The organism is Arthrobacter sp. 05T444, from assembly GCF_056395905.1.
Genome location: NZ_JBFTKK010000003.1, coordinates 20,765 through 35,172, shown reverse-complemented (window position 1 = coordinate 35,172; position 14,408 = coordinate 20,765). Strand labels below are relative to the sequence as shown.

Below are 14,408 nucleotides of genomic sequence, written 5' to 3'. Positions count from 1 at the left end.
CCATCAAAGACCTGTCGTGCGCTGCGGGCACAAGGTCAAATTAGGGAGTTCGAATCTTGATGACAAGTCCGACCAAAATTGTCGACGCCTACTTTGCGGGAGTGAAAGCCGGGGACGCCAGCGCCGTTGCAGCACTGTTTGCACCTGATGCCCAGCTGATCAACGCCAAAGGAACCCTCCGGGGCGCAGACGCAATAAAGAGGATGTACGAAAACGGACTAGCTCCAGGGGCGATGACGCCAAGCCCACGGCCGCCAGTCGTCAACGGCGACCACGTCGCGGTTGAAATAGACCTGGATGCGAACGGGGTCCCTCTCAAACTTGGCGATTTTTTCACCATTACAGACGGCAAGATCCAGACTTTGACCATTTACAGCCTCACCCCCACTGACGCCAGCCTGTTCGACAAGGTGGGAGTCGACCCGGCCCAGTAACCGAAGGCGGACACACGCTTTCACTGGAAAACCAGCAGGTCCAGCTGCCGATAGCTTCCAGAGCAGTTTCAGCAACATAGACGAGGAGAACACATGAAGGTCGCAATTTTTGGCCCTGAACGCAGAGTTGGCATCATACGGAACGAATCCGTGGTCGATGTCAATGCCACCTATGCAAAGTATCTTGCAGAGACAACCGGGGCGGCGCGGGCGCAGGCACAAGCCGACGCTGTGGTCCCGCACGAGCTAAGTGCCTTCATCTCGGAGGGAACGCGGGCCCTTGAGGAAGCACAAACCGCCGTGGAGTATCTATGGTCCACAGCAGAGGACGACCGCGGTCTTCTGGGCGAGCAGCTCTGCTTCAAGTTGGGCGAGGTGGAACTTCACCCCCCTGTCGCCAAGGAGGCCCGTATTTTCTGCGCCCTGGCGAACTTTTACGACCACATGGAAGCGGCGAGCAAAAACAGCTCGGCCGGAGACACTTCTGAAGTCCTGGAGCGCCTTGTCCAGGGCGGGCCGAAGTACTTCCTCAAGGATCACCGCGCGGTTTCCGCTGACGGACAAGAAGTACGCTACCCCGAGCGGACAAAGCGCCTGGATTACGAAGCGGAAGTTGCCATCATCATTGGCAAGCGCGGGCGGAACATCCGCAGTGATGATGCCCTCCCGTACATCTGGGGTTACACCCTGCACAATGACTGGTCTGTCCGAGACAACGTCTCTTTCGGCCCCGACTTCATGCACTCAAAGAATTTTGATACCTCCGCCACCATTGGTCCCTGGATTGTGGTGGGGGAAGAGCTTGACCCCCAGAACATCCCGATCGAGTGCCGTGTCAACGGCGAGATCCGGCAGAGCGGCAACACGAAGTCGATGGTGCACGATTTCGCTGCGTTTATTCAGCATTTGTCGGCGGACACCACACTGTACCCGGGCGATCTTGTCAGCAGCGGCACGCCGAAGGGGACAGCTATCGATTCCAGCCAACAGCAGCCGGACGGATCTCACCCGGAAACACTGTTCGTAAAGCCAGACGATGTTGTGGAAGTGTCGTCAAGCCTCATCGGGACTCTCCGGAACCGGGTCGTCAAGGCGGCCAACTAAATCTTCAGTTGACGCAAAGTGCCGGCACGGGCAGGCAAGCCGACGTGACCCCTACAGATGAAGGAAGACAAGAAATGACCCAGAAGAAACAACATTCGGTCGGCGGCATCCTCTACGACCGACCATTCAAAATCCGCCGGCTCAACCACTTCGGCATCAGCGTGGAGGACACCGCCGCCTCGCTCGCGTACTACACCGAGCTCCTGGGGTTTTATCAGGCGGATGCCCTCGACCTTCAAAAGTACGACCCGGGAGTGTGGCTGGACGGTCTGTCTGACACCAACATCTATTTCCTGCGCCACAACAGCGATCACCACACGTTCGTCCTGATGCCGCGGCCTTGGGTTGAGCACATGGACTCTCCGGCACGTGGCGACCTCACCATCAACCAGATCACCTGGCAGGTAGGGAGCCTCCGTGAAGTTGTCGAGGCCCGCCTGTGGCTCGAGTCGTTGGGCAACAAAATTGAACGGTACGGTCGTGACCCGGGATCCAACTGGCACACATACTTTCCCGATCCCACCGGGCACACCAATGAACTGGAATACGGGATTGAACAGGTCGGCTGGGACGGTCGCAGCAAACCCGAAGTCCTGTGGCCCTGGGCCAACGAGCACCCCTCACTGCCCACCAGCTCGGAGGCAACCGAGCTGGCCGCCGCTGAATCTGACGGAGTTGATCTGACTTCCGGCTACCGCTGGATGGACGAACTGCCCAAGACCTTTGACGTCGGCGGCGTCCTGCTTTCCCGTCCGTTTAAACCCGTTCGCATCGGCCCTGTCAGCATCTTCGTTGAAGACGTGGCCGCTGCTGAGCGGTTCTATACAGAGCGGCTGGGATTGGTCAAAAGCGAAGAGACCACCGTTGAGGGTCACCGGGTCGTGTTCCTGCGCGCCAACACGGAACACCACAGCCTCGGTTTATTTCCCCTGGAGCTCCGCAAGGTGTTGGGGGTCAGCGAACATAGCACCTTGCTGGCCTTCGGCATCCAGCTAGGGTCCTACGAACAGCTCCGAGCAGCGCGAACTTTTCTCGAAGAGCGCGGTGTGAAGATCATTGATCTGCCACAGGAAGTCCACCCGGGCATCGACTACGTCATCCATGCGGTCGATCCGGACGGGCACGTTATGCAGCTGCACTACTACATGGAGCAGATTGGATGGGACGGCCAGGTCAAGCCGGCGGCCCAGCGGCGGACCGTGGACCCAGACAATTGGCCTGAGGCACTGGAGCCGCTATCCGACACATACGGGGGAGAGACGTTCTGGGGACCCCTCGGATAAGCCTTCAAGGCGTCCTTGCGCTGCTGCGCCATCACGGCGCGGCTGAAAACCTGCGGCAGGAAGGTGTGATCTTGGAACACTATCCAGACTGGAAGCGGCTTATCGGAGCAAATGTCGAAGTCCGCCGCCAGCAGCAACTAGTCAGGCATGGCGTCGTAGACGATGCCATGCCGGATTCCTCAATCGTCTGGCTCGCGGCCGACGGCATTAACCGGCGGACGATGTACGAAGCGGCCGACGGCTACTCCGTTTGGGTCGAACCGCAACAGCTGAGTGGCGAAGCCAGCTATCGCATGACTACACTCCAGCTCTACCCGCAGACGCCTTGACACTCGGGTAGCCGTCCACTGCTATCCCGGAGTCAGGAGACTGGGCCTTGTGAGCACAGTCCCCTGACACCGCCCGGATATCAGTCCCAAACTCGCAGGACAGGCTTCCCGGACCGCTTCTAACAGCGGAGGAGGACCCTGAAAATTTCGAAAGACATCCACCTTGGCGGGCCGTCCAAGGTGCCCTTGAAAGGAACGGCATGAGCCGGATAGTAATTAGCGGAGCCTCAGGAGACCTGGGCCGCCGCGTCACGAAGCTTCTATTGAAGAACACACCGCACGAAGACCTCACTCTCGTCACACGCACGCCTGGGAAGCTGTCCGGTCGGGCAGCGCTGGGCATTCGTGTCCTACAGGGGGAATATCAGGACCGCGAATCACTCGACGCAGCGTACCTCGGCGCTGACACGCTGTTTCTCATCAGCGGGCTCAACCTCGGACGCAGAATCACCGAGCACCGCAATGCCATCGCCGCTGCACAGCGGGCCGGTATCCGCCACATTGTCTACACCTCGGTGAGCGGTGTCCAACCCAATAATCCAGCGATGTCGGCCAAGGACCACTACCAAACTGAACTAGACCTGCGCGCATCCGGCTTGAAATTCACTTTTCTCCGCAACGCGCTGTACTCGGAAATTGTCAGCAGCATCCAAATCGCACCGGCAGCTGCATCCGGACGGTTGGAAATGGCCACCGGCACCGGCAGCCTCGCTCCCGCAGCAAAGGCAGATGTGGCAAGGGCAGCGGCCGCCGTACTTCAGGACCCCCAGGAACATGAAGGAGCTGTCTATGAAATCACGGGGCCCCAGCTGCTGAACTACGAAGACATTGCCCGTATCGGAGCAGAAATCTACGACACTCCGATCGCATATACGCCCGTTACCCCGGAAGAGCGACAGGCATTTTTCGACTCCATAGGGATGCCCCGAACCTACGATCCGAACATGCCCCTAAATCCAGACGGTCACCTGTGGGCCAGCGACGAACTCGTAACAGCAGACATGGCAGTTGCCCAGGGATATCAGGCCGTCCTGTCCCACCACGTGAAGCAGATTACAGGACAGGAGCCTGAGACCCTGCGGTCAGTCATGGAGCGCGTGAAGTCAACGCGCTACGACCTCATCGAAGAACCGGTCTAAGCGCGATTTCCCGCTAGTACCCCAATAACCAGGGCGGGATCGACAACAACAGGCTACGCGCCAGGCCGACCGCTCAAAATACAGAAAGAAGTTTCATCATGGGAGACACCAACGCAACGCAGGGCGTAGCCGTCAACGACGTGCCGGCATACCCGGACGTTCCAACCTATCTGAATGTCCTCGGGAGCCTGCACATCTGGGAAGGAGACGGGTGGAAGGCTGAATCGCTGTCATGGAAAAAGGGCGCCTACATTGCCTCCAACCTCAGCGGCCTCCCCGAAATCACCTTCAGTGGCCCCCACGCCCAGGAGTTCCTTTCACGACTCAGCATCAACAACGTGTACAAGTGGCCGATCGGCACCTCAAAGCACCTTGTTATGCTCGATAAGAACGGATGCATCGCCAATCACGCCCTCACAGTCCGGGACAGCGAGGAGTCCTTCCGCCAATTCGCTTCCATGCCCTGGCCCATGTTCAAGGCTCCTGATCTGGGTATCGACGTCGATATCAGCCTCAGGAACATCTTCCTGTTCCAAGTTGCCGGCCCCACGTCGCTGCAGGTTCTGGAACAGCTTCTGGGCGACCAGGTACGAAGCCTCAACTTTCTGGACGTCAAAAAAGTCAGTGTCCCAGGCATAGATGCGGCCGGGGAAATCGAGCTGTCTAGAATCGGAATGTCCGGCACCCTTGCCTATGAATTGAGGGGCCCACTCGAGCACGGCCCGGCCATCTTCGACGCCGTCTACCAAGCGGGTAAGGATTTCGGACTCAAGCGCCTTGGCTGGCGGACCTACGTCGTCAACCACACAGAAGGAGGGTTCCCACAGCAAGGGTGCACCTTCTTACCGGCCGCCTACGCGGATCCCGCATTTATCGCCCACCCAGTATTCGGTGCCGGAACACCAGTTTCAAATACCCCCGGAGGCCTGCCAGGCAGCCTCAGTCCCTCGGATATGAGGGCGCGGCTGAGGACTCCATATGAAGTGAACTGGGGCTGGATGGCCAAGTTCGATCACGATTTCATCGGCCGTGAAGCCTTGGAGACCGAAGCGGCGAATCCCCACCGCAAAACCGTAGTGCTCAAGTGGAACAAAGAAGATATCCTCGATGTTTTCGCCTCCCAATTTGAGGCCGGGGAAGAGTACAAACACTTCGAGTTCCCAACAACACCCCAGTCCCCCGCAGGGGGGCACGCTGACCTCGTCACCAAAGACGGTAAGCCGGTGGGAGTCTCATCCCTGGCCGTCTATTCGTACTACTACCGCGAAATGATCTCGCACACCACTCTGGACCTGGACCAGGCACACATCGGCAATGAAGTCATCGTGCACTGGGGTGATTATGGGTCCCGGATCAAAGCAGTCCGTGCAACGGTCGAACGCTTCCCATACCTCGACCTGCCTACCAACAAGGACTACGACATCGACGCGATTCCGGCCGGCGTCCCCGTCCCATGAACAGGCCAATGAACCCCGGCTTCCAGACGACAAACCCTAGCAATTACCTGCTGCACAGAAGGTAGAAGCAAAACAATGACAACCTTGCCCATCAGTCGCCAGCCCGAGACCCGATCAACGTCTGACGCAACTTTCATGAAAAAGGAGACGATTGGACGCCTCCTGATACAGTGCCCCGATCGACCTGGAATAGTCAGCGCCGTCAGCAGTATCCTGTCGGACTTCGGGGCGAACATCGTCTCACTGGACCAGCATTCCACCGACCCGACCGGCGGGGTGTTCTTCCAACGCACCGAGTTCCACCTGGAGCATTTCAACGCTAAGCGGGCTGAGCTGGAAGAAAAGATACGAGCGAAAATTGAGACTCCGTACGGCGCGCAGTGGCAGCTGGCTAGCGCCGCACACCGAAAACGCGTCGCGATTTTCGTGTCCAAGACCGACCATTGCCTCCTTGACCTGCTGTGGAAGCAACGACGAGGTGAACTCCAGATTGACATTGCGATGGTTGTGTCAAACCACTCAGACCTTGCCGAGGACGTTCGCTACTTCGGGATCCCTTTCGTTCACGTCCCTTCGAACCCCCAGGACAAGAGCGCCATGGAGCGGACGCAACTGGATCTACTTCGCGGAAACGTCGACCTCATAGTACTCGCCCGGTACATGCAGATCATCTCCGACAACTTTCTACAAGAAGTCGGCGTCCCAATGATCAACATTCATCACTCCTTCCTTCCAGCCTTCATCGGCGCCGGACCCTACCAGAAGGCGAAAGACCGCGGGGTGAAAATGATCGGCGCAACTGCGCACTACGTCACGGCTGATCTCGACGAAGGACCCATCATCGAGCAGGACGCCATCCGTGTTGACCATGCAGATTCCGCTCAAGAGCTGATGCGGAAGGGCGCTGACGTCGAACGGCGTGTGCTTACCAGAGCCGTAGCCTGGCACTGCGACGACCGCATACTCCGGCACGGTAACGACACCGTGGTCTTCTGATCCCGGTCGGTCTTCATGCGGACAGAACGAACAACATCCACGCCAATCGAGTGACTGAGCCCCCCGGGGAGTGTGCCGGMAAATCACTTTGCCGGCACACTCCCCGGGGCAAAGTTACTGGAACCAAAGCCAAGGTGGCCTTGGGCGCGGGAACGGCTTGGTAATCAACGCTTCCTGCCTACCATGCCCACTTAATCCCCTAGACGAGTGGGGAGCACTCCAGAGATGGGCGCGGCACCCATCGTCCATGGGAGTAACTACGAGGCCAAAATGATCTATGAACACGTTGAATTTCAGGTCGGCCATGAAATCTCAGGGCATGCGGATGCTTTCTTTATGGCGACTAGACACTTGTTGCGGGCCTCTGCCAAATGCCAAACGGCAGAACTCTTTCAAAGTGTAGATAACCCCGGGAGATATCTGATCCGTTTAGGCTGGGAGAGGGCGGAGGATCGCCCTGAAGCGCTTCCAAGCCATCTACCAGCGAGGGTGTTCCCCGGGATAATGACCACCCATCGCATGCCACCGGCGGTGCCGTTAGTCCCGGGAGCAGATCAGCGAGAGGCCGTAAAGTCAGGCAAAGACGCCATCCACGCAAAGCAGGCAGCGAATGGCGAGGGAACGTGGGCCGCCCCGGCTCTGTCTCGAGTTCGAGAGGTTCTGAGCTCCCTGGGTGAAGGCCATCTGAATCCAACAGAAGCCGAGAACTTCAGATATTTTTGTCGCCAACTCGCCCGATACGAATCTACCCGCAGCAATCCCATCGTGAGCGTCGTGGACCATGTAGGCAATTATTGGCGCAACTGGCTTTTGATGATAACTCGCACAGGTCCTTACCGTCCTTCTACACTGCGGAAATTGCTAGCCGCTCTGGATCCGTCCCATCCCATCTCACAACGCATGCTGACTCTCAACCTCAGAATGCTAGAGCGAGACGGCCTTATAGCACGCGATGTTATCAACGACGAACGCAGGCACGTGGAGTACTCCTTGACCGCCCTTGGACACGGTCTTTCTGACCAGCTCCTGTCACTGATCAATTGGGTGGACCAACATGCCGATGAAATTGAGGCTTCCAATGCCGCATTCACGGAATAACCTGTCACAGGTTTGAGCTTCTGCGTGACCTCGTACGCGATTTAGTTTGCCCAGATCCGGCAGTTCGCAGAGTGAGGAATTTTACGCGATAAGGGCGAGCGGACGACACGTGCGGAACGGGCTGCCTAGCTGGTTCTGCGCGCCCTCCGGGGTGCCCCGAAAGCCCCACTTGCCGTGACTACGGGATTAGCCGGGAGATCACCTATCAGTACCTGCGCACGCTTACTTCTAGTCCCGTGCTTTAAAACGCCGATAAGGGACCTCCCGTCAACCGACGGCCCGCGGACTATTGGACATCGACGGCGATGGCAGAGGAACGGCTCACTCCAGGTTGGCCTGGCGCGGCGTGAGGGCCTTTTCCGTCCTTCGTTGGCGCCGCACTGCTTGGCCAGAGCGATGCTTTCCCGCTGGCGTTCCCTGATGAGCGAGCTTTCGAATTCAGGGAAGGTGCCCACGCCGGAGAGCATGAGGTTGGCCATGGGGAGTCCGGAAAATTGGTTACCGGGAGATCGTGCCGCCGCATCGGGCTGCTGGTACGGGCCTCACGGGATGGGGTATTCGGCGGGTGGGCCGGCGTTACCGGCACTCCAGCCCGGAGAGGGAGCCTGGGCCATAGCGAGCGTTTCCGGGTACGCCGTGGGCCGGTCCCCCGGCTAGATACACGGTGCTACCGGGGGTGTTGTAGCGCGATCAGGAGGAACGGTCAGCCGTCCCGAGCTTCGGGGCAGGGGATTCAGAGGTCCGTACGACGATTTTGCGATGCGGTAACCCCTGACCGGACCCTCCACGTAGGCTAGGCCGGTCTTGGAGCAAACTTCGGTCAACCGGAGAACCTGTCTTCCCTCATGGCGGCCGCGGCAGCCAGGACGCCCTTGGCCCGCACGTCTTTGATGGCCTCGATGGGTGAGATCTCGTCCAGCCAGGGGATTGGCACCGACAAACCACAGCCGCGCTACATGCGATGGGCCAGCTGGAGCCGGGCCTGCGCTTCGGGACGGGGCGCCGGGCCGTCAGTTCGGGCCCATCGGGAGCTGATTTTGGGATCCTTGCTGCCCGCCAACGTCGCCACTAGCGTCGATCCGAGCGCGATGTTGAGCTGCCGTAGGCTAAGCCTCCAGCCGTTATAGCCGCCTGCACGAAGGTCCCGCGAGTCCTTTCAACTCATGCTGTTGGTCTGCAACTGAGGCTCCTGCGCGTCTGGCTCGATTCGTCTTTCCTGGACCACCCCACACAAAACACCTTCCTCGACTTCTACCGTGTACTTGTCCGGGAAGACTCGGGTGACGAGAATACCCTGCCTGCGTTCTAGGGCTGCTGGAATCAACTGCTGTACTGCCTGATCCAGGAGCCGATCCAGATCCTGTGGATCATCGACAAGGATGTCTAAGCGGAATTCGGAGTGGGTTGGGGCTAAGGGGTGAAGCATTTGTGACCTTTCGAAGACTGGATACTCATGATGATTCCTTGGGAACTATGCGTCTGCTCTTATCGGATGTAAGGGCGTGTCTACGCGTTGAAGCGCCAAAAATGATCTGCCTGCAATTGGGCCGGTCACCGTTCGTTGCGGTTCGTGCGTTGGTGCGGGAATGGGGGAGATGTCCTTATTGGACACTCTCATCAATTCCGTAAGTGCAGGGACATCGTGATCCGAACACCTGGAGCCGAAGACGACACAGGAGCTCTGGTTCCCAAAGTCCGGTCGCTTCTTAGTGAGGGTGAGCTCAAACCTTCAACACAATGCTGACTCGTTCGTTCGTCCGAGCGGGGCGCATGTGGGTTGTCTCTGGGAGGTTCGCAGTGTCTGGTTGCTGGGTTCGTCAAGGTATTCCTCTGCTGCCTCACACTAGTGGAGACTGGAAATTAGAGGATGCACTGAACGACACTGCCTTCTGTGCAGAGAAGTAATCTACGCCCACCACCAGCCGCCAAATGAATCCAGAGAACTTCGCCATCCTCTGTCACTGTGTCGACCCAGCCAGACAACTCCCCACCGTCTTTTGGAAGGAAACGGATTTTGTCACCTGCAGCCAGCATCGTCCAGTCTTGAACATCGTCAGCCTCTCTCGACGGTTCAAACTCCAACTGGTGCTTCTCTACCGGGGCGTGCATAGGGAACGCTAGCAAGGTTCGACGATGGGCCATGGTTTTCCTTAGGATGCACCTGCCGCCGATTTGGACGACAGGAATAATAAGTCCCTATTTATGACTGACAGGTGCTGGGCGGTGGTCATCGGCCACGCGTTGCTCCCAATAACCGGGCCTACTCACCCTGAAAGAATTTGCCTTCAGGGTGAGTAGGCATGTCAATGAGCGTAGGGGTCGTTGATGCCGATGTATTGGGTGGTGGTGTATTCGGCGATGCCTTCGGAGCCGCCTTCGCGGCCGAGGCCGGATTGTTTGACGCCGCCGAAGGGTGCGGCGGCGTTGGAGATGACGCCGGCGTTGAAGCCGACCATGCCGAATTCGATCTGTTCGGCCACGCGCAGGAGTTTGTTGAAGTCTTGGCTGTAGAGGTAGGACGCGAGGCCGTATTCGCTGGCGTTGGCGAGCCGGATCGCGTCTTCTTCGGTTGTGAAGGTGGTGATGGGGGCGACGGGGCCGAAGATTTCCTGGTGGAGGATCTCGGCATCATTCGGGACACCACCGAGGACGGTGGGCGGGTAGAAGTAGCCGGGCCCGTCCACGGGGGCGCCGCCGGTGATGGCGGTGGCCCCGGCATCGACCGCGGCGGCCACGAGGGCGTGCACGTCATCGCGGGCACCCGCGTCGATGAGCGGGCCGACCTGGGTGGCGGGGTCGGTGCCACGGCCGGTGGTGAGGGCGGCCATGGCGGTTGCGAATTTGCGGGTGAATTCCTGGGCCACGGATTCCTGGACGAGGAACCGATTCGCGGCGGTGCAGGCCTCGCCCATGTTCCGCATCTTCGCGGCCATGGCGCCGTCGACGGCGGCATCGAGGTCTGCGTCCTCGAAGACGATAAAGGGTGCGTTCCCGCCGAGCTCCATGGAGGTCCGCAGGACGTTCTGGGCGGCGTCGGCCATGAGCCGTTTGCCCACCGGGGTGGAACCGGTGAAGGAGACCTTCCGGAGCCGGGAATCCTTCAGCAGCGGCCCGGAGATCCCGGAGGCGGAGGCGGAGGCGACGACGTTGAGGACCCCGGCGGGCAGGCCGGCGTCGAGCATGGTTTGCGCGAAGTACTGCGCGGTCAGCGGCGTGAGTTTGGCGGGTTTCAGGACCATGGTGCAGCCTGCCGCGACGGCGGGGGCGACCTTGCGGGTGGCCATCGCCAGCGGGAAATTCCAGGGGGTGATGAACAGGCACGGACCGACCGGTTTGTGCTGGACCAGGATCTTGTTTTTGCCCTCGGGGGTGGTGAGGTAGCGGCCGTAGTCACGGACGGTTTCCTCGGAGAACCAACGCAGGAACTCCGCACCATAGGCCACCTCGCCACGGGCCTCGGCCAGCGGCTTGCCCATCTCCAGCGTCATCAGCAGCGCGAAGTCCTCGACCCGTTCGGTCACCAAATCGAAAGCACGGCGCAGGATCTCCGCCCGCACCCGCGGCGCGGTCCGCGCCCAGGACGCCTGCGCGGCATCCGCCGCGTCCAACGCCGCGACCGCGTCCGCGCTCGTGGCGGAGGCGAGGGTGGCGAGCACCTCCCCGGTGGCGGGGTCGTGCACGTCGAAGGTGCCGCCGTCGGACGCGTTCCGCCACTGCCCGCCAATGAGCAGACCGGTCGGAACGGAGGCCAGGAGCGCGGCTTCACGTTCCGGCGAGATGGCAGGGGAAAGTACGGGGGCAACAGTCATGGTGTTCCTCAGGAAAGTTTGGGGTATCGTCAGGCGGTTTCGACAGGCTCAACCACCGGGGCGGGGTTTGTCAGTAGCTGGCTTTGGTTTCGGCCGGTTCTACTGCAGGGATGAACGCTGCGGCGAGGGCTTCTGAGCCGCGGGCAAGGATGGCGACGTCGGCTCCCACCAGGATGAAGTTGGCGCCGCCGTCCAGGTAGTGGCGGGCAGTGTCGGGGTTGAAAGCGTTCACCCCGGCCGGCTTCCCGGCCGCCGCCGCAGCCCTAAGGCAGTGCTCGACGGCGGCGCGAACCTCCGGGTGTTCCTGCTGGCCCAGCAAGCCCATGGAAGCGGCAAGGTCCGAGGGGCCCAGGAAAATGGCGTCCACGCCGTCCACCTTCAGGATGTCTTCCACGGCCTCCACTGCAGTGGTCGATTCGATCTGGACGGTGACGCTGATGGTCTCCGACGCCCGGGCGAGGTAATCCGGGACCCGGTTCCAGCGGGCGGCGCGGGCGAGGGCAGAGCCCACGCCGCGCACGCCCTGGGGCGGATACCGGGTGGCGGCCACGGCGGCTTCCGCCTCCGCCACGGAATTGACCATTGGAACCAGCAGGTTCTGCACCCCCAGGTCCAGGTACTGCTTGATCACCACGGTGTCATTGACCGGCGGGCGGACCAGGGTGTGGACCGGGTAACCGTGGATAGCCTGGAGCTGGGCGAGGATGGATTCGAGCCCGTTGGGGCTGTGCTCGGCGTCGATCAGCAGCCAGTCCAAGCCGGACCCGGCGCACAGTTCCGCGATCAGCGGGCTGCCGGAGCACACCCACATCCCGGCAAGAGGCCGGCCTGCCGCAGTGAGGGCGTCGCGGAAGGTGGTGTCCGGTTCTACTCGAAGCGGCATGTGATGCTCCCCAGGGGTCCGTAGTCTGCGTGCACGGTGTCGCCCTTGTAGACCCACATCGGGCGGGTGAAGGAGCCGGCGAGGATGATGTCTCCGGCCTTCATCGAATCCCCGTGGGCTGCGATCTTGTTGGCGAGCCAGTGGACGCCGTTGGCGGGGTGGTCCAGGACGCCCGCGGCCACGCCGGTCTCCTCGACTGTCTGGTTTTTGTAGAGGATCGCGGAGACCCAGCGGAGGTCCACGGCGTCGGGTTTGACCGGGTTGCCGCCGATCACCATGGCGCCCATTGCGGCGTTGTCCGCGATGGTATCCACGATGGTCCGGCCCTCCATTTCGATCCTGGAGTCCAGGATCTCAAGGGCCGGAACCACGTAGTCGGTGGCGTTCAGGACATCGAAGATGGTGCAGCCGGGGCCTTTGAGCGCGTCCTTGAGGACGAACGCGAGCTCCACCTCCACCCGCGGATGGGTGTACTTGTCCCATGCCACCGAGCAGCCTGTCTCCAGCACCATGTCATCGAAGATCGCGCCGTAGTCCGGTTCGGTGATGCCGGTGGCGGCCTGCATCGCCCGGGACGTGAGACCGATCTTGCGCCCCACCAAAGTCCGCCCGGCTTCCTCGTTCCTGCGGCGCCACAGCTGCTGGACGGCGTAGGAGTCCTCCACGGTCATGTCCGGGTAGCGGGCCGTCAGCCGGGGGATCGGCTTGCGGTTCCGGCCGGCCTCCACCAGTTCGTCCGCGATCGTCTCAATCGTCGTCGGGTCAAGCATGCTAGAGCTGCGCTCCCAGTTTGAAGCCTGTCCGGTCCCCTTCAGGGGAGCCGTCCTTGCGGGTGTAGGAGAAGCCGTCGGCGCCCACGGTCACGGCCATTTCGCTCTTTTCCTCGCGGATGATGACCGGCTGGGGGTTGCCGTCGAGGTCCAGGACCAGGGAGGCCTCGGTGTACCAGGACGGGACCACGGGGTTGCCCCACCAGTCGCGGCGCTGGTTGTCGTGCACGTCCCAGGTGATGGTGGGGTTGTCCGGGTCGCCGGTGTAGTAGTCCTGGGTGTAGATCTCGATGCGGTGGCCGTCCGGATCCAGGATGTAGAGGTAGAAGGCGTTGGAGACGCCGTGCCGGCCGGGGCCGCGTTCGATCCGGTCGCTGATGCGCAGGGCGCCCATCTTGTCGCAGATCTGGATGATGTTGTGCTTTTCGTGGGTGGCGAATGCAACGTGGTGCATGCGCGGGCCGTTGCCGCCGGTCAGGGCGGTGTCGTGGACGGTCTGCTTGCGGTGCATCCACGCGGCGTAGGTGACGCCGTCGGAATCCTGGATGTCCTCGGAGACGCGGAAGCCGAGGTCCTCGAGGTATTTGCGGCCGCGGGGGACGTCCGGGGTGACCTGGTTGAAGTGGTCCAGGCGCACCAGTTCGCCGGCGGAGTAGAGGTCGTAACGCTGGGTGAGGCGTTCGACGTGCTCCACGTCGTAGAAGAACTCGTAGGGGAAGCCCAGCGGGTCCTCAACGCGGACGGAGTCGCCGATTCCCTTGGTGAAGCCCTCTTTACGGCGTTCGGTGCGGCAGCCCAGTTCCTTGTAGTACGCCTCGGCGGCATCCACTTCGGCAGGAGACTTCACCCGGTAAGCGAATGCGGCGACGGCGGCGATGGGTCCCTTGCGGAGCACCAGGTTGTGGTGGATGAACTCCTCGAGGGAGCGCAGGTAGATGTTGTTCTCGTCTTCCTCGGTGACGTGCAGGCCCAGGAGGTCAACGTAGAACGCGCGGGACTTGGCGAGGTCGGTGACCACGATCTCCATGTAGGCGCAGCGGACGATGTCCGGAGCAGGGACGGTGGGGGTGGGAACGAAGTTGGTCATGGTGTGCTCTCTTCTTTGA

Annotated in this window: 12 protein-coding genes and 1 pseudogene; 8 read left to right on the top strand and 5 right to left on the bottom strand. The window is 60.9% G+C overall.

Features of this window, described 5'->3' with window-relative positions; genetic code table 11:
- Nucleotides 1-59 precede the first annotated feature (59 nt).
- The 8 genes from AC1DD3_RS04355 to AC1DD3_RS04320 all read left to right on the top strand — a co-directional run bounded on the left by AC1DD3_RS04355 (nucleotide 60) and on the right by AC1DD3_RS04320 (nucleotide 7,840).
- Entirely contained in the window at nucleotides 60-434 is a 375-nt protein-coding gene (locus tag AC1DD3_RS04355; RefSeq protein ID WP_476881030.1) for a nuclear transport factor 2 family protein, read from the top strand.
- A gap of 93 nt (nucleotides 435-527) precedes the next feature.
- Entirely contained in the window at nucleotides 528-1,538 is a 1,011-nt protein-coding gene (locus AC1DD3_RS04350; RefSeq protein ID WP_476881029.1) for a fumarylacetoacetate hydrolase family protein, read from the top strand.
- 74 nt (nucleotides 1,539-1,612) lie between these two features.
- The gene (locus tag AC1DD3_RS04345) at nucleotides 1,613-2,821 is read left to right on the top strand and encodes a VOC family protein (protein ID WP_476881028.1); all 1,209 of its coding nucleotides are present in this window, start codon (nucleotides 1,613-1,615) and stop codon (nucleotides 2,819-2,821) included.
- Between the two features lie 65 nt (nucleotides 2,822-2,886).
- On the top strand, nucleotides 2,887-3,150 hold the full coding sequence (locus tag AC1DD3_RS04340; protein WP_476881027.1) for a hypothetical protein: 264 nt from the start codon (nucleotides 2,887-2,889) through the stop codon (nucleotides 3,148-3,150).
- A 200-nt stretch (nucleotides 3,151-3,350) separates the two neighbouring features.
- A complete protein-coding gene (locus AC1DD3_RS04335) occupies nucleotides 3,351-4,289 on the top strand; it encodes an SDR family oxidoreductase (RefSeq protein ID WP_476881026.1) in 939 nt (312 codons plus the stop codon).
- Nucleotides 4,290-4,387: 98 nt separating this feature from the next.
- A complete protein-coding gene (locus AC1DD3_RS04330; RefSeq protein ID WP_476881025.1) occupies nucleotides 4,388-5,746 on the top strand; it encodes a hypothetical protein in 1,359 nt (452 codons plus the stop codon).
- A 135-nt stretch (nucleotides 5,747-5,881) separates the two neighbouring features.
- Complete coding sequence (gene purU, locus AC1DD3_RS04325) at nucleotides 5,882-6,742, top strand: formyltetrahydrofolate deformylase (protein WP_476881024.1); 861 nt, start codon at nucleotides 5,882-5,884, stop codon at nucleotides 6,740-6,742.
- A gap of 225 nt (nucleotides 6,743-6,967) precedes the next feature.
- The gene (locus AC1DD3_RS04320) at nucleotides 6,968-7,840 is read left to right on the top strand and encodes a winged helix-turn-helix transcriptional regulator (RefSeq protein WP_476881023.1); all 873 of its coding nucleotides are present in this window, start codon (nucleotides 6,968-6,970) and stop codon (nucleotides 7,838-7,840) included.
- 338 nt (nucleotides 7,841-8,178) lie between these two features.
- Here the strand turns inward: AC1DD3_RS04320 and AC1DD3_RS04315 are convergent.
- The 5 genes and pseudogenes from AC1DD3_RS04315 to hpaD all read right to left on the bottom strand — a co-directional run.
- Nucleotides 8,179-8,322: pseudogene (locus AC1DD3_RS04315) on the bottom strand (recombinase family protein); the annotation flags it as partial.
- Nucleotides 8,323-10,143: 1,821 nt separating this feature from the next.
- Nucleotides 10,144-11,649, bottom strand: coding sequence for an NAD-dependent succinate-semialdehyde dehydrogenase (locus AC1DD3_RS04310; protein ID WP_476881022.1), 1,506 nt, complete (start codon nucleotides 11,647-11,649; stop codon nucleotides 10,144-10,146).
- 70 nt (nucleotides 11,650-11,719) lie between these two features.
- Nucleotides 11,720-12,532, bottom strand: a complete 813-nt coding sequence (locus tag AC1DD3_RS04305; RefSeq protein ID WP_476881021.1) for an HpcH/HpaI aldolase family protein — start codon at nucleotides 12,530-12,532, stop codon at nucleotides 11,720-11,722.
- The gene (hpaH, locus tag AC1DD3_RS04300; RefSeq protein ID WP_476881020.1) at nucleotides 12,517-13,302 is read right to left on the bottom strand and encodes a 2-oxo-hept-4-ene-1,7-dioate hydratase; all 786 of its coding nucleotides are present in this window, start codon (nucleotides 13,300-13,302) and stop codon (nucleotides 12,517-12,519) included. Before hpaH ends, AC1DD3_RS04305 begins: the two co-directional genes overlap by 16 nt.
- A gap of 1 nt (nucleotide 13,303) precedes the next feature.
- On the bottom strand, nucleotides 13,304-14,389 hold the full coding sequence (hpaD, locus tag AC1DD3_RS04295) for a 3,4-dihydroxyphenylacetate 2,3-dioxygenase (protein WP_476881019.1): 1,086 nt from the start codon (nucleotides 14,387-14,389) through the stop codon (nucleotides 13,304-13,306).
- Between the last annotated feature and the right edge of the window lie 19 nt (nucleotides 14,390-14,408).